Genomic DNA, 17296 nt, shown 5'->3' on the forward strand with positions numbered 1-17296 from the left:
TGGCCGAAACCGGCGGCGCGTGGGTCAGGACCAGGTGATCGGCAAGGAGTGGACGCCGAAGATGAGCATCTCGTTGCGCAGCGGCACCTGGCCGGCGGGCACCGCCAGGCGCAGGTCCGGCAGGCGGGTGATCAGCTCGCGCAGCCCGATCTGCATCTCGACCCGGGCGAGCTGCTGCCCCAGGCACTGGTGGACGCCGTGCCCGAAGGCCAGGTGCGAGGTGCGCGGGCGGCGTACGTCGAGGCGGTCGGGGTCGGGCCAGTGCCGCGGGTCGCGGTTGACCTCGGGCGTGGCGACGACGACGGTGGCGCCGGCGGGGATGTCCACGCCGCCGAGGGTCACCGGCTCGGTGGTCACGCGGCTGACGCCGAGCTGGATGATGCTGAGATGGCGCAGCAGTTCCTCGACCGCGTTGTCGATCAGCGACGGGTCCGCGCGCAGCGCGTCGAGCTGGCCGGGGTTCTCCAGCAGCGCGAACGTGCCGAGCCCCAGCATGTTCGCGGTCGTCTCGTGACCGGCGCCGAGCAGGACGAGCGCGATGTCCACGAGCTGGCCGTCGGTCAGCGGCGGCTCGGCCTCATGGATGAGCCCCGACAGCAGGTCGTCGCCCGGCTCGGCGCGCTTGGCCGCGACCAGGCCCTGCATCAACGCGTACAGCTCGGCTCCGGCCGTGGCCCGCTCGTCCGGCGGCGTGTTGGAGTTGAGCGAGATGGCCGTGCGTTCCTGGAACTCGGCCCGGTCGGCGTAGTCGACGCCGAGCAGCTCGCAGATGACCAGCGAGGGCAGCGGCAGCGCGAACGCCGGCACCAGGTCGGCCTGGTCGCCGGCCGCCTTCATGGCCTCGATGTGCTCGACGGCGATCTCCGTGACGCGCGACTCCAGGGCCTTCATGCGCCGCACGGTGAACTGGCCGGTCAGCAGCCGCCGGATCCTGGTGTGCTCGGGCGGGTCCATGAAGACGAAGAAGCCGTCCTCGCGGGTCTCGATGGCCGGGCCCTGCGGCAGGGTGCCGGCCTTGAGCGCCTCGACCTCGTGCGGCTGCAGGGACGTGGCCTCGCGGTGCCGCATCCTGTCGGCGCTGAAGCGCGGGTCGGCGAGCACCGTACGGGCCTCGTCGAACCCCGTCACCAGCCACGCCTCGGCCCCGTTGAGCAGCGGCAGCGGCTGAACGGCGCCCTTGCCGCGCCGCTCGACCAGCCCGGGCGGCGGGTCGAACGGGCATCCGCCGCGCTCCACCATCCCGGCGGGCAGGATCCTGCGCATCGCCGTGGGGTTGGCGGCGGGGGTCTCCTCGGTCAGGCTGTCGTTGCTCATCGGCACATCCTGTTCCCGGGCTCAGGCTGGCCCGTCAGCGTTCGGCACGTCCTGCAGGAAACTTACACGACGCGCATGTATGCACAGTGTGCATGAATCCCGAAAACCGGTGGCATCGACCGGCTCGCCGCTGCCATGATCACGTGCTTGTGAGCACCGAGGTCCCCGCCATGATCGCCGAGCTGGCCGGCGACGACACCGTGACGCTGGTGTGGCGCAACGAGCTGGGCGGGCTGACGTACCGGCTCGACGGCGCAGTGGTGCGCTACGCCAAGTGGGTCGCCGCGGGCACGCCCGAGATCGACCTGATGGCCGAGGCCGAGCGGCTGACGTGGGCGTCCCGCTGGGTCGCCGTCCCGCCGGTGCTGGAACACGGCACGAGCCCCGGCGAGGAGTGGCTGGTGACGGCCGCCGTGCCCGGTGTCCCGGCCGTGGCCGAGCGGTGGCGGGGCGAGCCTGAGATGGTGGCGCGGGCGATCGGGCGCGGGCTGCGGCTGCTGCACGACACGCTGCCCGCGAGCGCGTGCCCGTACGACTGGAGTGTCGAACGGCGGCTGCGGCGCGCCCGGGAGCGGTTCGCCGACGGGGACGGACCGGACGACTGGTCGCCCGAGCACCGCCACCTCGGCCTGACCGAGGCCCGCGCGATCATCGAACGTCCGCCGCCGATCGACCGGCTGGTCGTCTGCCACGGCGACGCGTGCGTCCCCAACACGCTGCTGCACGACGACGGCACATTCGCCGCGCACGTCGATCTCGGCTCGCTCGGCCTGGCCGACCGGTGGGCCGACCTCGCCGTGGCGGCATGGAGCCTCGACTACGACTTCGGCCCTGGCCACGACGCCGGCCTGTACGAGGGGTACGGCATCGAGCCCGACCCCGTACGCCTCGCCTACTACCGGCTGCTGTGGGACCTCGCGTGAGCCCCGCTCACGGCTCGACGGCGAAGTTGTCGCGGAAGACGTTGCCCGGGTCGTAGCGGCGCTTCAGCTCCCGCAGCCGCCGCAGGGTGGGCTCGGGGTAGGCCTGGAGCAGGCGTTCGGGGCGCTGGTCGGTCTCGAAGTTGATGTAGAGGCCGGAGAAGTGGCCGAGCATGGCGTCCCAGGCGGCGTCCAGGCCGCGGCGGCTGTGGCCGAACGCGACGAGCTGGAAGTTGGCCGAGCGGCCCGCGTACGCGGTGGCGTCCCACGGCACGTCGCGCGAGGCGCCGCCGATGCCCCTGACGTGGAAGAAGTACGTCTGGCCGCTCGCCACCAGCCGCTGCGCCGCCGCGGCCAGCTCGGGCGTGAGATGGTCGGCCAGCCCCGACCTGGTCACCGGCTCGCCCTGACCCTCGTGCGCGGCGGGCGGCACGTGCATGACCGCGTCGTACGGCAGCACCTGGATCGAGTAGTCCAGCAGCGGGGCCGCGGCCGCGATGGGCTGCAGCCTGGCGATGATCGTCTCGGCGTCGTCCGAGTCGACGACGGCCATGATCTGCCCCATGAGCGGCTGCCCCGGCCGGGCGCGGCCGATGATGAGGGCGCTGGTCAGGTCGCGCGGCGCGGCCTCCATGGCGGCGCCCCAGCGTTCCAGCAGGCCCGCCGTGTCGGTGGCGTCCACGACGAACTGCGCGAACCCGACGTCGCCCACCTCGTCCACCTCGAACTCGAACGCCGTGACGATGCCGAAGTTCGCGCCCGCGCCGCGCACGCCCCAGAACAGCTCGGCGTTCTCCTCCTCGTCGGCCCGCGCGCGCGTGCCGTCGGCCAGCACCATCTCGACGGCTTTGAGGTGGTCGATGGTCAGGCCGTGCTCACGGACGAACCACCCGATACCGCCGGACGTCGCCAGCCCGCCCACCCCGACGCCGCCGTAGTCGCCCGAACTGAGCGCCCAGCCGTGCGGGGCGAGCGCGGCGGCCACGTCGCTCCAGCGCGCGCCCGGCTCGATGCGGACCCGCCGGGTTTCCTTGTCGAGGACGTCGATGGCGTGCAGGCGGGACAGGTCGATGACGATGCCGCCGTGGTTGGTCGAGCGGCCGCTGATGCCGTGGCCGCCGCTGCGGATCGACAGCTTCACCGGCTGCGTACGGGCGTACCGCACGGCCTCGCCCACCTCGTCCGGCGTGCCCGGGCGCAGGACCAGGCCGGGGGCGCCGCCTCTGAGGTACGTCGAGCGCACGCGGGCGTAGCCGGGGTCGCCCGGCTCCACGGCCGAGCCGGCCAGGCTCGCGGGGACGGCGTCGTAATCGATGCCGGGGTGGCGGTGGCGGCGCACGAACAGGCTCCTGACCTGTGGCGCCGTCTCCCGCGCCGCCGCCCGCAGGGCCGGGGCGGTCTCCTCGGCGAACCGTCTGATCGTGTCGGGATCGTGGGTGGCCAGCAGGATGGCGCCGATCCCGGCGTCCTCGATGAGGGGCAGTAGTTCGGCCGCCGTCGCCTCGCCGGTGACCTGGACCATCCGGCGGATCTCGCGCGGATCGCGCCCCGCCGCCTCGGCCGCCTCGTCGATGACGGCGTTCGCCGCAGTGGCCGCGGTAACCAGCCGGCCACCCGCACCTCCTGCCGGGGGCGCCGCGTCGGCGTCCTGGCCGGACGCGGTGAAAAGCCAGGCGTCGGCCTTGTGGGCGGCGAGGCGGAGCACGTCGGGGCCGGAGTCTCCGGCGATCCAGAGCGGGATGTCGTGGGCGGGAGCGGGGCCGCGTTCCGCGCCCGGCACCCGGTGGTGCTCGCCGTCGTGGCGGAAGGGCGAGCGCTCGGCGGCCGACCAGATGCCGCGGACGATGTCGGCCGCCTCACCGGTGTCGGGGCCGGCGAGCAGCCCCAGCTCGACCCGCCCGCCCGTGAGCAGGTCAAGGCTCGCCGCGGCACGCGCGGTCACGGTGGGCACAGGGCCCGCCGCGCCGGCCGGCACGGCGGCGGGCGCTGTGCCGGGCGCTGTGCCGGGCGCTGTGCCGGGCGCTGTGCCGGGTGCTGTGCCGGGCGCTGTGCCGGGCGCTGTGCCTTTCGACGTGGCAGGCTTCGCGGCGGGCGCGGTGATGGCGGCCAGCGTGATGTGCTCCGTCCGCCCCGCCACCCAGCTCATCAGCGTCCACGCGTCCAGACCCGCCGCCTCGTCGCCATCGCCGGAGGTCGGAGGCTCGTTCTGGAAGGCGATCAGGTCGTAGCCCAGCTCCTCGGCCAGCCGGGCCAGGTCGGCCGCCGTGCCGGGGGCGGTGCCGGTGAGGAGGAGGCCGAGGCGGAGGGGGTGGGCGTACCGGGTGGTCATCGGGCGCGCTCCTGCGCCACGAGCGCGCGGGTGGCGGGCGCGACCTCTTCGCCGAACGTCCTGATCGTGCCCGCGTCGTCGGCCATCACGATGTAGCCGGAGAAGCCGTACTCGAGGGTGAGGGCGGCCAGCTGCTCGGCCCACTGCCCGGGCGGCCCGGCGAGGAGGCGCTCACCGCGGGTGGAGCCGAACCGGCCGCCGATGTTGAGCAGCCGCCGCACCGCCGCGGGCTCCCGCCCGGCGGCCTCGGCGGCCTCGTCGATGATCGCGTTGGAGCGGGCGACCTCGTCCAGGCTCTTGATGTACGGCAGCGAGGGCAGCCACCCGTCGGCCTTGGCGCCGGTGAGGCGGAGCATCTTCGGCTTGTACGCCCCCAGCCAGATGCCGATGTCGTGCGCCGGGGCAGGCCCCCGCTTGGCCCCGGCGACCTGGTAGTACGTCCCGTCCACCCGGAACAGCGACCGGTTGTCCGCGTCCCACAGCCCGCGGATGACGTCGATCGCCTCGCCGAGCGCGTCCACGGCCTGGCCAGGGCTGAGCCGGCGGCCGCCCATGGCCTCGATCGCGTCCCAGAACCCACCGGCTCCCAGCCCCAGCTCGAACCGTCCATCACTGAGCAGGTCGAGACTGGCCGCGGCCCGGGCGAGCACGGCGGGCGGGCGCAGCGGCAGGTTGATGACGTTGCCGGACAGGTGGACGCGTTCGGTTTCGGCGGCGACGTAGGACAGCAGCGTCCAGGTGTCGAGGAAGCCCGACTGGTAGGGGTGGTCCTGGAAGGTGACCAGGTCGAGCCCCGCGGCCTCGGACTCCTGTGCCAGGCCGACGACCTCCTTCGGTGCGGAGTTCGCGGGGGTGATGAAGGTGCCGAACGTGAGCTCGTGGCCGTAGTCAGGCATGGTGCCCCTCCTCAAGATACGTTGTCGCGAAGACTATCTACGCGCCAGACGAGTTGCACAACCACGGATCAGTCGGGCACATTCCCGCGTCAGTCGGCCAGCATCTCCTCGGCCACCTCGCACGGATCCTTCGCCGGCTCGATGTCGCTCACGTCACACGCCACCCGCCGCAACATGCTCCTGAACGCCTCGCGCTCGTCCGCCGACAGCGCGCCGAGAAGGTGGTCCTCGGCGTCGCCCACCCGGCGTTCGAGGTCCTCGTAGACGCTCACGCCTTTGTCGGTGGCCACGATGCGGCGCTGCCGCCGGTCGGACGGGTTGAGCCTGCGCTCCACCAGCCCCGCCTCGACCAGATCGTCCACGAGGTACGTCAGCACCGTGCGGTCGATGCCGAGGAAGGACGCCAGGGAGAGCTGGGTCGGATGCCGGCCGCCCACCACGGCGGCGAGCGTCTGGTAGCCGCGCGGCCCATGAGGCAGGTCGCCGATCACCGTGACGACCGTGCCCTGGTAGGCGCGCAGCAGCACGCCGAGCGTCCAGCCGAGGTTGTGGTCCGGCTCGGGTTCGTCACTCATACCGAGATACTACCGACCACCGACTTTCGGCACCGCAGACGTTCTGTCAAGCAACACGTCACCGCTTGTCCTTGAGCACGTACCCGCCTTTGATCACCCGCGCGTCCGGGGCGGGAGCCGGCCGTGAGGGTGGCCGTGAGGGCGAGGGCGGCGGCGGCGCGTGCGTACGTACTCATATCGTCTCCTGACGAGATCGGCGTGAAGTGCGGTCACGACTCTCGTGGAGGACCGGCCTCTTCACCTCCCCCGTCCGGGTGATGTCGTACGGGTGGCCCGGACACGCTTCGCAAAACCCTGAAGCGTGATATCTCCCCTGCTTACCCCCGTTAACGTGACATGTCATGACGTACGGCCCCCGCAACCCGCCCTATCCCCCGCCAGGACCACCCGCCCCGCCCCCTCCCGTGATCATCGACGTGGCCCGCGACACCAAGACCAAGTCGGTGATCGGCGCGTCGGTCGCGGGCGGCATCGGGCTCCTCGCCGTGGTCTCTGCGCTGACCGGGCAGACCACGGGCGGCTCGGGCACCGCCGTGGCCGTCGGCATCGTGGGGGCGATCTTCCTGCTCATCGGCCTGCTCCCGGTCCTCACCTGGAAGAAGCTGTCGCGCCCGCGCCGGCTGGTCTTCGACGCCCACGGCGTGCGCTGGGACGACCCGCAGGGGCAGCCGTGGGGGGCGGCGTGGCAGGAGCTGGCGGGCGTGGGCATCTCGCGTACGCAGCAGCGCCGCGTCAAGCTCGCCGACTACATCCTCCGCAAGACGATGGTCAGGCTCGACCTGTTCCCCGCCGACCCCGGCTTCCGGCAGCGGCACCCGGAGATGGAGCACCTGTGGGAGTTCCACACCGTCAAGAACGGCTACCGGCTGCCGCTCGGCTCGAACCCCAAGTACGTCCCGGTCATCGAGCGGGCCATGCGGCAGTACCGACCGGCCGCCTACTGGGGCATCAAGGACGAGGGCTTCATGGTGGGCCTCGTCTGACGACCGACCGACCACGCCGACGACCGGCGCCGTTGCTGCTCGCCGCACTGCGCCGACCGTTGACGCCGGCGGCCGGCACCGCCGCTGCTCGCCGCGCTGCGCCGACCAGGACGCCGGACGCGGCGCCGCGGCCCGTACGGCGGGTCGATCCTCATCTGACGTTAAGGATGGTCCTCTAGCCTGAGCGCTCGTGCTGGTGCAGGAGGACGTGGAGACGGCGGCGCCCGAGGCGCGGCCCGGGCGGGTGTGGCGCGGGCGGCTGACGCTCGCCCTGGCGGTGCTGTTCGCGGCCGGCACGGTGGTGCGGCTCGGCGGGCTGGAGACGGGCGTCTTCCTGGTGCCGATGGCCGCCTTCACCCCTTGCTTCGCGGTGCTGGCGCTGGTCGTGCTGGGCGTCGCGGTCCTGCTCAGGAGCCGGGCCGCGGCGGCGATCATGCTGGTGGTGTGCGCCTGCCTGGCCTGGTGCGTGGCGCCGCGCGCGTTCGGTGACGGCGCGGCGCCGGCCGGGGGCCGTACGCTGCGGGTGCTCACCGCCAACCTCAACGGCGGGCGCGGCGACGCGGCGGTCATCGTCGATCTCGTACGCCGCCTCGACGTGGACGTCCTCAGCATCCAGGAGCTCACCTGGCCGGCCAAGGTCCGGCTGACCGCGGCCGGGCTCGACGACCTGCTGCCGTACGACATCAGCGTGCCCGACGTACGCGGCCCCGAGGGCAGCGGCATCTACTCCCGGCATCCGCTGCGCGAGCGGAAGGGGCTGTTCCGGCCGGTCGGGCACCACATGCCGGTCGCTGAGGTGTCGCTGCCCGGCGGCTCGCCGGTCGAGGTGGTCGTCGTGCACCCGGTGGCTCCCGTGCCCCGCACGGTGCCCGAGTGGCACGCCGGCGTCGCCTCCCTGCCGCCCGCGCCCACGTCGGGGCCGCCCAGGATCCTGGCCGGCGACTTCAACGCGACCCTCGACCACGCCGTCTTCCGCGACCTCCTCGGCACCGGCTACACCGACGCCGCCGCCTCCACCGGGAACGGCCTCGTCCCCACCTGGCCGCACGGACGCTCGCTGCCGCCCCTGGTCACGATCGACCACGTGCTGACGGACGCGCGCGCCGGAGCGGTGGCCACCCAGATCTTCGACGTGCCCGGCTCCGACCACCGGGCACTCTTCGCCGACCTCCGCGTCCGCCCCTGACGCGCCGGGACCGTTCGCGGAGAGGCGAACCCGCCAGAGAACAAAAGCCGCACCTTACGCAATTTCCACAAATACCAGCCACACCCGAATATCTCAATGTCGGCTTTTGATACCGCCCGACGTAAATAAAAGACCGCTGCGTCAATTTGTTTGAGCGGGATCGGGAACCTAGGGTCTACGTGTCGGCCGGCACCTTTGTACCAAGGCCGGGGGTGGGCGGGAATTGCCGGTTCTTTTTCGCACCATACGCGCGCGGACGATCGCCGCAGGCGTGGTTCTCGGGTGGGTCGTTCTCACGGTGGTGGCCGTGCTCACGAGCGGCCCGCTCGAGGACGTCCGCGTCACCAGCGGCACCTCCCTGCTCGCCAGGGGCGTCGAGTCGGCGCGGGTGCTCGACCTGGTGGCCGAGCAGTCCGGGCGGTCGGTGCCCACTCTCGTGATCTACGAACGCACGGGCCCGCTGCGGCCGGACGACCTCGCGGCCGTACGCCGTGATCTGCGGACGTTCGCCCGCCTGCCCGACGTGGTCGGCACCTCCTCGATGCCGCTGCCCAGTGCCGACCGGCGCGCCCTCCAGGTGACGGTGCTGCTGTCCGGCCGGCCCGGCGTGGTGATCGCCCCGCTCGTCGAGCAGGTGCGCGACATCGCGGCCGCCGCCAACCCACCGGGCCTGGTCAGCCACGTGACCGGCGCGGGCGGGTTCGCCGCCGACTACGCCGACTCGTTCCTGCGGGTCGATGGCACGCTGCTGGCGTTGAGCGTGACCGTGGTGCTCCTGGTCCTGCTGGCCGTCTACCGCAGCCCAGTGCTCTGGCTGATCCCGATGCTCGCCGTGGCGGCGGCCTATCTGTGCTCCGCCGCCGCGATCTACACCCTCGCCCGCTCAGGCTGGATCACCTTGCGCGCCGCCACGCCCGAAGTCTTCACCGTACTGGTCTTCGGCGTCGCCACGGATTACGCGCTGCTGCTGGTGGCCCGCTTCCGCGAACGCCTGCGCGTAACCCCCGGCACGACGACAGCCCTGAAACAGGCCCTGTCAAGCGGCATCCGCACGGTCATCGCCTCGGCCCTGACGGTGGCCGGCGGCGTCGGCTGCCTCGCCGCCGCCGACACCAACGCCCTCCGCTCGATCGGCGCCGCAGCGGCCGTCGGGGTCCTCATCACGATGGCCGTCATGGTCACCCTCCTCCCGGCCCTCATGCTTCTGGGCGGCCGCCGCGCCTTCTGGCCCGCCATCCCTCACCACCAACCCACCCTCACCCCACCGAAGAACGCACCCCATCACGACGTCACCTGCCCCCAGGGGGCGAGCCTGACGCGGGACGACGCGCCTCCCCTCCAGGGGGCCGACCAGTCACAGCACGATCCGCCCTCCAACCAACGGGCCGGGCTGTCGCAGCACGGCCCGGCGCCTCGCCCAAGCGGGCCGCCGGATCGGGTGTGGGGGCGGGTGGCGGGGTTCGTGGGGCGGCGGGCGCCCGTGGCGTGGGCGGGGTCCCTGGCGCTGCTCGCCCTGATGTGCCTGGGGCTGACCACGCTGGACGCGTCCGGCATCCCGCCGTCGGCCATGTTCACCACCCGCACGGGGTCGGTGGAGGGTTACGACGTGCTACGGCGTCACTATCCGGCCAGCGCACCCGTCGTGGTGCTGGCCAGGCAAGGCTCGACCGCCGCCGTGGCGCGGGCCGTACGCGGGACCGAGGGCGTGGTGTCCGTGCGGCGCGGGCCGGTCGCCCCCTGGCGGGTCTACGACGTGGTGCTGGCCGCCGAGCCCAACACGCCGCACGCCGAGCGCCTGGTGGAGAACCTCCGGGCGACCGTACGCGCGGCGGCCGGAGACGCGGCCCTGGTCGGCGGGTTCACCGGCGAGCTGCTCGACGCCAAGAACGCCGCCCTCGCCGACGCCCGCCTCGTGGTGCCGCTGATCCTCGTGGTCGTCGGCCTGATCCTGATCGTCCTGCTGCGCTCGCTGGTGGCGCCGCTGCTGCTGATGGGCACGGTGGTGCTGTCGTTCGCGGCCACGCTCGGGCTGTGCTCGGCGCTGTTCACGCAGGTGCTGGATCATCCGGTGATGGACGTGTCGTTCGCCCTGTACGCGTTCGTGTTCCTGGTGGCGTTCGGCGTCGACTACAACATCTTCCTGATGGCCCGCGTACGCGAGGAGACCGCACACCTCGGCACCCGCGCAGCGACCCTGCACGCCCTGCGCGCGACCGGCGGCGTGATCACGGCGGCCGGCGTGGTGCTGGCAGCCGCCTTCTTCGTCCTCACCGTCCTGCCCCTGGTGCCGGTGGTCCAACTCGGCCTGCTGGTGGCGGTAGGGGTGGTCATCGACACCGTGCTGGTCCGCTCGTTCCTGGTCCCAGCCCTGGCCCACCACCTGGGCCCCCGCCTCTGGTGGCCCGCCCGCGAACACCACCACAAGCCGCCGGCGCCCCACCCGACCGCGGCACCCACGCAAGCCGTCCCCACCGGGTGACCCCTCATCAGGCGGACGGACCCGCCCCCACCATGCCCCATCCGATGACGCACCACCCGGCGAACGAGCCCGCCCGCAGCGTCCCCAGCCAGTGAGCTTGCTCAGCAGTCGCAGCAACTGCCGCCCCACCGGGCGGCCTCGGTCCGACGTCCCACGCGGTGGCAGGGGGGCGCTCGTAGACAGGAGGATTGTGGAGATTCGGCCGGTTGAAGGGCTGTTGCTGGGCTACTTCGCGTTGATGGCGACCGTTGTCGTCCTGGCCCATGAGCAGGTGCCCAGTGCGCCGGGGCTGCTTGGCGGGTGCTTGGTCGGTGGTGCGTTCCTGGTGCTGGTGGCGCGGGCCGGGCAGTGGCGGCCGGGCGATCGGCGGGTGGCGGGCCTGCGGTTCATGGCGCCGTTGCTCGTGATGCCGGTCGTCTATTCCATTGCTGCGGAGGCGGCGCTCGCCGTGCACGGCCGGTTCCTCGACGACGCCGTACGCACCTGGGAGCGAGGGGTGTTCGGGGTCGATCTCAATGCCGTCGTTGCCGAGTGGGCCATGCCGCCGGCCACCGAGCTGGTGACGTTCTGCTATTTCTCCTTTTATGGGTGTTTTCTGATCGCGCCGGTGCTCTACTTTCGAGGCCGTACAGAGCTGGCGGAGGGATACCTGTTCGCGCTGCTCGCCACGCTGATCCTTTGCTACGTCGGTTTCATGGGGCTCCCGCTTGAAGGACCGGCGCCGGCACCGCCGGAGCTGTACGCCGCCCAGCGCCCCGCCGGCTACTTGATCACCCCGCTGCAGAACGCCATCATGGCCGCCCTCGACCCGCCCGGCGCCTGCTTCCCCTCACCCCACGTGGCCGGCGCCTGGATCACGGTGCTCACCCTGCGCCGCCACGTCCGCGGACTCGCGTGCCTGCTGCTGTGGCTCGCGGCGGTGGGGCTGACGGTGGCGGTGGTGCACAACTCGTACCACTACGTGTCGGACCTGGTCGCGGGCCTCGCAGTGGCGCTGGTCGTTCGCGCGGTGATGAGCCGCACCGAGAACGCCCGCCGCACCCCGGTCAGGACGGGGTGAAGACGAGGCCGGCGTTGTGGCCGCCGAACGCGAACGACGTGGACACCACGGCCCCCGCCCCGAGCGGACGCGGCGACCGGACGACGTCGACCTCGCACTCGGGATCCAGAACATCGAGGTTGATCGTCGGGTGGATGAGGCGTTCGTGCAGGGTCAGCACGGAGACCACGGCCTCGATGGCCCCGGCGGCGCCGATGGCGTGACCGACGACGCTCTTGGTGGAGGTGACCGGCACCTGCCCCGGCCCGAACACGCGGGCGATCACCCGCGCCTCGGTCACGTCGTTGAGCACGGTGCCGCTGCCGTGGGCGTTGACGTGGGCCACGTCGCCGGGGGTGAGCCGGGCGTCGGCCAGGGCCTGGCGCAGGCAGCGTTCGGCGCCGTCGCCCTTGGGGTCGGGCGAGGTGAGGTGGTGGGCGTCGGAGGTGCGGCCGTAGCCGGCCAGCTCGGCGTAGACGCGGGCGCCGCGGCGTACGGCGTCGTCGAGACGCTCCAGCACGACGAACGCGGCGCCCTCGGCGAGCACGAACCCGTCACGGGCGGCGTCGAAGGGGCGGGAGGCGCGCTCGGGCTCGTGGCCGCGCTGGGACAGCGCGCCGCAGCGGTGGAAGGCGAGCAGGATGGTCGGCGACACGCACGCCTCGGTGCCCCCGGCCACGACGAGGTCGGCGGAGCCGTCGCGCAGCAGCCGCAGCCCCTCGCCGACGGTGTGGCCGCCGGAGGCGCACGCGGTGGAGACGGTCATGCTGGGCCCGAGTATGTGGTGGCGCATGCTGACGAACGCGGCGGAGGCATTGGGCATCGTCCGCGGCACGTAGAGCGCGCCGGGCTGGCCGCCGCCGAGCAGCGCGGCCTCGGAGGTCTCGGTGCCGCCGAGCGCGGTGCCGGTGACGACCGCGCGCCGCTCGGGCGGCACGTGCGGCCCGCCCGCGTCGGCGAGCGCGTCGGCGGCGGCGCACACGGCGAGCAGCGTCGCGCGGTCCATGCGCCGGGCCTCCTTGCCCGTGACGTAGGGGGCCGGGTCGAAGCCGGGCACCTGGCAGGCGAACCCGACGGGCAGCTCACCGGCGTCGAACGAGGTGATCGTGCGTGCCGTGGACCGCCCCTCGACCAGCGTCCGCCAGAACCCGGCCAGGTCGTTGCCCGCCGCCGTACGCACGCCGAGCCCGGTGACCGCGGCGCGGACCCGCGCGCCCATCAGCCGACCCGCGCCCCGGCGTGGACCAGCCCGGCCATGTCGGCCAGGGTGCGCGCCTGCTTGGCGGTGTCGAGGTCGACGGCGACGCGGAAGCGGTCTTCGCTGGCGGCGGCCAGCTCGGCCATGTCGAGGCTGTCGGCGTCCAGCTCCTGGCGCAGGTCGGTGTCGGCGGTGATGCGCGCGGGATCCACCGACAGGATCCGGGCGCAGATGGTGCGCAGCTGCTGGAAGATCTCTTCCTCGGTCATGCGTACGTCCTTGTCGGAGTGTCTGGGGGCATGCGGGAGGCGGACCGGCCGGCATGGACGTGCCCGGGAACCGGATCAGCGGCGATTACTCTACCCTTACGACCGGACACTGTCAGCTACGGACATCCGAGGTGAAGTGCGTGGGGCGGAGAGACCCGTTCACGAAATGCCGGCTCCCCCAGGAGGTCGAGGCGGTGGTCGCGGCCGGCGTCTACCCCTTCTACCTGCCGGTGGAGGGCAGGCCCCGCGGCGGCGAGGTGGTCGCGGCGGGGCGGCGGGTGCTGCTGGCGGGATCCAACGACTACCTGGCACTGTCGGGCGACCCGCGGCTGGCGGCGGCGGGCGTGGCGGCGATGGAGGAGCTGGGCGCGGGCAACTCGGGCTCGCGGGTGCTCAACGGCACGCTGGCCCTGCATGAGCGGCTTGAGCGGGAGCTGGCGGCGTTCCTCGGGCACGAGGCGGCGATGGTGGTCTCCACGGGCTACCAGGCGAACCTGGCGCTGAGCGCGCTGTTCGGGCCGCGTGACGTGGTGGTGGCCGACCGGCACATGCACGCCTCGCTCATCGACGCGGCCCGGCTGGGGCAGGCTGAGCTGCGGCGCTATCGGCACAACGACATGGCGCACCTGGAGACGCTGCTTGAGGGGGTGGGCGACGATCGCGGGGCGATGGTGCTCACCGAGGGCATGTTCTCGGTGAGCGGCGATCTGTGCGACCTGCCGGGCGTCGCCAAGCACGCGGCGCGGCACGGGGCGCGGGTGGTGCTCGACAGCGCGCACGACGCGGGCCTGCTGGGCGCGGGCGGGCGGGGCGCGGCCGAGCACTTCGGCCTGGGCGCGGCGGTGGACGTGCAGACGGTGACGTTCTCGAAGTGCTTCGGCACGCTGGGCGGCGCGGTGGCGGGCCCCCGGCACGTGGTCGACTACCTGCGGCACAGCGCGCGGCCCGCACTGTTCTCGGCGTCGCTGCCGCCGGCCTGCACGGCCGCGGCGCTGGCGGCGCTCGACATCATCCGTACGGAGCCGCAGCGCCGCCAGGCCGTCCTGGCGGCGGCGGACCGGCTGCGCGCCGGCCTGACCAGGCTCGGCTACGCGATCCCGCCCGGCGGCACCCCCACGGTGGCGCTGCCGATGGCGGACGCGCTGACGTGCTGCCGCTTCTGGGCGAAGCTGCTGGAGGAAGGCGTGCTGGCGAACGTGATGCTGCCACCGGGCGTGCCGGGCGAGCAGCCGCTGATCCGCCTCAGCGTCACCGCCGCCCACACCACCGCCCAGGTGGACCGGGTCCTGGAGGCGGTGGCCACGGTCACCGGTGAGATGTCCGGGAAACGGCCTGGCGCGGCAGGCCGGACACCCTGCCGACGTGGTTGAGCAGCATGACCCGGCCGCCCAGCAGGGCGCCCAGGCCGAGCCGGTAGAGCAGGATGGGCAGCCGCGGCACGCCGTCCGCCGCCGGCCGGTACGCGGGCTCGCCGGCGGCAGCGGTCACGACGGTTAGCGGCGGCCGTACTTCTTGTGGACCGCCTGCTTGCTCACCCCGATCGCGTCGGCGATCTGCGACCAGGCGAGCCCGGCGACCCGGGCCCGCCGCACCTGGACCGCCTCCAGGCGCTCGATCTCGCGCCGCAACGCGGTCGTGGCGTGCAGGGCCAGCAGCGGATCGTCGTCCTGTGCCTGCCTCATGAGGGTCGCCAGGTCGTTCGTCATGCACTAAAGGTAATCCAGCAGCAGCGCGTTGATCTCCTCAGGACGTTCGAGCGCCGGCAGATGCCCGGCCCACTCCAGCTCCAGCAGCCGCGCCTGGGGCAGCTCGGCGGCCAGGTGGCGGGCGCTTTCGCGGAAGCACGGCAGATCGCGCCCGCCGGCCACCACCAGCGCGGGCACCTCGATGCCGGCCGGGGAGAACTCGCCTTCGACCTGCTCAGGCTCGGGGTCGGCGGCGAGCTGCACCTCGAACGCGTGCCGCTGCATCGCCACCACCTTGTCCCATGCCTCCCGGCCCGCGTCGGGGCCGAGCAGGGTGCGGGCGTTGAGCTCGGCCGCGCCCTGCACGTCGCCCTCCTCCAGCAGGCGGTTCTCCTCCTGCCAGTACGCCCGCAGGTCGGGCGTCGGCTCCAGCGTCGAGAGCGGGTTGAGCAGCACCAGCCGCCCGGCGAGCCCGGCGGCCGCCAGCTCCAGCGCCACCCGGCCGCCGCCTGACGACCCGACGAGCGCCGCCCTGCTGACGCCGATCGCGGCCAGCACCTTGGCGACGTCGCCGGCGTCGCTGTAGGGGCCGTCGGAGCGGTAGGGGGTGTGGCCGTAGCCGCGGAAGTCCACTTTGATCACGCGGAAGCGGTCGGCCAGCGCCTCCTCCTGGGCGTCCCACATGCCGGAGTCGGCCGCCGTCGAGTGCAGCAGCACCACCGGCTCGCCGGCGCCGCGCTCGTCGTACCAGATCGTCATCGGGACTCCACCGCCATGCGGACGCCGAGGCCGATCAGCACCACGCCGGAGATCTGCTCAAGGCGCCGCTTGACCGACGGGCGGCCCAGCCACGCCTTGGCCTGGGCGACGGCCCAGATGAGCATCAGGTACCACACCACGTCCACCGCCACCCACACGACGGCGAGCGTGACGAGGGTGAGCGGCACGTCCTGGCCCGCCGGGACGAACTGCGGCAGGAACGACATCGCGAACACCGCCGCCTTCGGGTTGGCCAGGCACGTGCCGAGCCCCGCCAGGTACGCGCCGCGCCGGCCCGCCACCGCATCCCCCTCGACGGCGGTGACGGGGACCGGCTTCCTTGCCTGCCACAGCGCCTGCGCGCCCATCACGACGAGCACGACCGCGCCGGTGACCCGCATGACGTCGTAGGCCAGCTGCGAGGCCACGACCAGCGCGGACAGGCCGAACGCGGCGGCCAGGCCCCACAGCAGGATGCCGGTCTCGTTGCCCAGCGTGGCCGCCACGCCGGACCCGCGGCCCGAGGCCAGGGTCTGCCGCAGGATGACGGCCGTGCTGACCCCGGGCGCCATGGCCACCAGGACGCACGCGCCGATGAAAGCGAGAAGGTACATGCGGGGATGCTGGCAGAACCCGCGGCGGGGTGTCGTCTCATTTTTCGCCGCGGGCGTCAGCCGTACAGTTTGGCCAGGTCCGTGACGGCTTCACTCATCAGCGTGCGCAGCTCGGGCGGGCCGAGCACCTCGACGTCGGCGCCCATGCGCAGCAGCAGCCAGCGGGCGTGCGTCAGCGACTCGACCGGGACGGTGAGCGTGAGCCAGCCCTCGGGGTCGGGCTCGCCGGCCGCGGCGAGCGCGGCGCCGACGACGTCCGCGCCCATCGTGTACGCCAGCAGGTCGCCCCGCCCTGGTGCGAGCTTGATGACGGCCTCGGCGGTGTACATCCGCTCGCGGAACTCCTGGGCGTACTCCCGCCAGAACGTGGCCAGCTCGAAACCCTCCGGCCTGGCGAAACGTCCCGGCATCGTCTCCAGGGTCAGGATGCGCGCCACCCGGTAGGTGCGCGGCGAGCCCCCGGGCGGGGCGGCCACGAGGTACCAGGAGCCGCCCTTGAGCACCAGCCCGTACGGATGGATGACCCGGTCGACCTCCTGCTTGCCCCACCGCCGGTAGGTCATGTGCAGCGGCCGCTGGTCCCACACGGCCTCGGCCACCTCGCTCAGGTGCGGCACGTCGTCGGCGGAGCGGTACCAGCCGGGCACGTCGAGCAGGAACCGCTCGCGCATGCTCGCCGCCTGCGAGCGCGGCTCCGGCGGCAGTGCGGCCAGCAGCTTCAGCTCGGCGTTGGCCGCGAACTCGCCCAGGCCCAGCTCGGCGGCCGGCCCCGGCAGGCCGGCCAGGAAGAGCGCGGACGCCTCCTCGGCGGTCAGGCCGTTGAGCCGGGTGCGGTAGCCGTCGAGCAGCTGGTAGCCGCCCGCGGGGCCGCGGTCGGCGTAGACCGGGACGCCGGCCGCCGAGAGGGCCTCGACGTCGCGGTAGACCGTGCGTACGGACACCTCGAGCTCGTCCGCGATCTCGGACGCCGTCATGCGGCCGCGCGTCTGCAGGAGCAGAAGCAGCGAGAGCAGGCGGCTGGCACGCATGCCGGCCATTCTATTTCCGGCA

Annotated in this window: 17 protein-coding genes; 7 read left to right on the plus strand and 10 right to left on the minus strand. The window is 73.1% G+C overall.

All coding sequences use genetic code 11. From position 1 onward, the window contains the following. Nucleotides 1-24: 24 nt before the first annotated feature. Nucleotides 25-1314, minus strand: a complete 1290-nt coding sequence (locus ABZW11_RS24090) for a cytochrome P450 (RefSeq protein WP_355420910.1) — start codon at nucleotides 1312-1314, stop codon at nucleotides 25-27. Between the two features lie 149 nt (nucleotides 1315-1463). Between ABZW11_RS24090 and ABZW11_RS24095 the strand changes: the two genes are divergently transcribed. After that, on the plus strand, nucleotides 1464-2237 hold the full coding sequence (locus ABZW11_RS24095) for an aminoglycoside 3'-phosphotransferase (RefSeq protein ID WP_355420912.1): 774 nt from the start codon (nucleotides 1464-1466) through the stop codon (nucleotides 2235-2237). Nucleotides 2238-2244: 7 nt separating this feature from the next. On the opposite strand, the gene ABZW11_RS24100 is transcribed toward ABZW11_RS24095, so the two are convergent. The 3 genes from ABZW11_RS24100 to ABZW11_RS24110 all read right to left on the minus strand — a co-directional run bounded on the left by ABZW11_RS24100 (nucleotide 2245) and on the right by ABZW11_RS24110 (nucleotide 6034). Next, entirely contained in the window at nucleotides 2245-4563 is a 2319-nt protein-coding gene (locus ABZW11_RS24100) for an LLM class flavin-dependent oxidoreductase (RefSeq protein WP_355420915.1), read from the minus strand. After that, nucleotides 4560-5459: an LLM class flavin-dependent oxidoreductase gene (locus tag ABZW11_RS24105; protein ID WP_355420918.1), complete on the minus strand. Its 900-nt coding sequence runs from the start codon at nucleotides 5457-5459 to the stop codon at nucleotides 4560-4562. The genes ABZW11_RS24100 and ABZW11_RS24105 overlap by 4 nt, the downstream gene beginning before the upstream one ends. An 89-nt stretch (nucleotides 5460-5548) precedes the next feature. Then, on the minus strand, nucleotides 5549-6034 hold the full coding sequence (locus ABZW11_RS24110) for a MarR family transcriptional regulator (protein ID WP_355420921.1): 486 nt from the start codon (nucleotides 6032-6034) through the stop codon (nucleotides 5549-5551). Nucleotides 6035-6375: 341 nt separating this feature from the next. Here ABZW11_RS24110 and ABZW11_RS24115 point away from each other — a divergent pair, with 341 nt between their 5' ends. The 4 genes from ABZW11_RS24115 to ABZW11_RS24130 all read left to right on the plus strand — a co-directional run bounded on the left by ABZW11_RS24115 (nucleotide 6376) and on the right by ABZW11_RS24130 (nucleotide 11742). Continuing rightward, nucleotides 6376-7017, plus strand: a complete 642-nt coding sequence (locus tag ABZW11_RS24115) for a hypothetical protein (RefSeq protein WP_355420923.1) — start codon at nucleotides 6376-6378, stop codon at nucleotides 7015-7017. Nucleotides 7018-7207: 190 nt separating this feature from the next. Further along, nucleotides 7208-8203: an endonuclease/exonuclease/phosphatase family protein gene (locus tag ABZW11_RS24120; RefSeq protein ID WP_355420926.1), complete on the plus strand. Its 996-nt coding sequence runs from the start codon at nucleotides 7208-7210 to the stop codon at nucleotides 8201-8203. 271 nt (nucleotides 8204-8474) lie between these two features. Beyond that, nucleotides 8475-10682: an MMPL family transporter gene (locus tag ABZW11_RS24125; protein WP_355420929.1), complete on the plus strand. Its 2208-nt coding sequence runs from the start codon at nucleotides 8475-8477 to the stop codon at nucleotides 10680-10682. 190 nt (nucleotides 10683-10872) lie between these two features. After that, complete coding sequence (locus tag ABZW11_RS24130) at nucleotides 10873-11742, plus strand: phosphatase PAP2 family protein (RefSeq protein ID WP_355420931.1); 870 nt, start codon at nucleotides 10873-10875, stop codon at nucleotides 11740-11742. Here the strand turns inward: ABZW11_RS24130 and ABZW11_RS24135 are convergent. Both ABZW11_RS24135 and ABZW11_RS24140 read right to left on the minus strand, forming a co-directional pair. Further along, complete coding sequence (locus ABZW11_RS24135) at nucleotides 11729-12940, minus strand: beta-ketoacyl-[acyl-carrier-protein] synthase family protein (RefSeq protein WP_355420934.1); 1212 nt, start codon at nucleotides 12938-12940, stop codon at nucleotides 11729-11731. The two genes, ABZW11_RS24130 and ABZW11_RS24135, sit on opposite strands and share 14 nt — an antisense overlap. Continuing rightward, entirely contained in the window at nucleotides 12940-13188 is a 249-nt protein-coding gene (locus ABZW11_RS24140) for an acyl carrier protein (RefSeq protein ID WP_355420937.1), read from the minus strand. Before ABZW11_RS24140 ends, ABZW11_RS24135 begins: the two co-directional genes overlap by 1 nt. Nucleotides 13189-13328: 140 nt before the next feature. Here ABZW11_RS24140 and ABZW11_RS24145 point away from each other — a divergent pair, with 140 nt between their 5' ends. Both ABZW11_RS24145 and ABZW11_RS24150 read left to right on the plus strand, forming a co-directional pair. Then, nucleotides 13329-14558, plus strand: coding sequence for a pyridoxal phosphate-dependent aminotransferase family protein (locus ABZW11_RS24145; RefSeq protein ID WP_355420939.1), 1230 nt, complete (start codon nucleotides 13329-13331; stop codon nucleotides 14556-14558). After that, a complete protein-coding gene (locus ABZW11_RS24150) occupies nucleotides 14551-14685 on the plus strand; it encodes a hypothetical protein (protein WP_355420942.1) in 135 nt (44 codons plus the stop codon). Before ABZW11_RS24145 ends, ABZW11_RS24150 begins: the two co-directional genes overlap by 8 nt. On the opposite strand, the gene ABZW11_RS24155 is transcribed toward ABZW11_RS24150, so the two are convergent. Genes ABZW11_RS24155 through ABZW11_RS24170 form a run of 4 tightly spaced genes read right to left on the minus strand, consistent with a single transcriptional unit; the run spans nucleotide 14682 to nucleotide 17274 of the window. After that, the gene (locus ABZW11_RS24155; RefSeq protein ID WP_345407674.1) at nucleotides 14682-14894 is read right to left on the minus strand and encodes a hypothetical protein; all 213 of its coding nucleotides are present in this window, start codon (nucleotides 14892-14894) and stop codon (nucleotides 14682-14684) included. The genes ABZW11_RS24150 and ABZW11_RS24155 overlap by 4 nt on opposite strands. 3 nt (nucleotides 14895-14897) lie before the next feature. Then, nucleotides 14898-15632, minus strand: a complete 735-nt coding sequence (locus tag ABZW11_RS24160) for an alpha/beta hydrolase (RefSeq protein WP_355420945.1) — start codon at nucleotides 15630-15632, stop codon at nucleotides 14898-14900. Next, nucleotides 15629-16246 carry a LysE family translocator gene (locus ABZW11_RS24165; RefSeq protein ID WP_355420948.1) on the minus strand — a complete coding sequence of 206 codons (618 nt, stop codon included), beginning with the start codon at nucleotides 16244-16246 and terminating at the stop codon, nucleotides 15629-15631. The genes ABZW11_RS24160 and ABZW11_RS24165 overlap by 4 nt, the downstream gene beginning before the upstream one ends. Nucleotides 16247-16302: 56 nt before the next feature. Further along, on the minus strand, nucleotides 16303-17274 hold the full coding sequence (locus ABZW11_RS24170; protein WP_355420951.1) for a YafY family protein: 972 nt from the start codon (nucleotides 17272-17274) through the stop codon (nucleotides 16303-16305). Nucleotides 17275-17296 lie beyond the last annotated feature (22 nt).

This window comes from Nonomuraea sp. NPDC004580, assembly GCF_040609855.1.
GTDB classification, from domain to species: domain Bacteria; phylum Actinomycetota; class Actinomycetes; order Streptosporangiales; family Streptosporangiaceae; genus Nonomuraea; species Nonomuraea salmonea.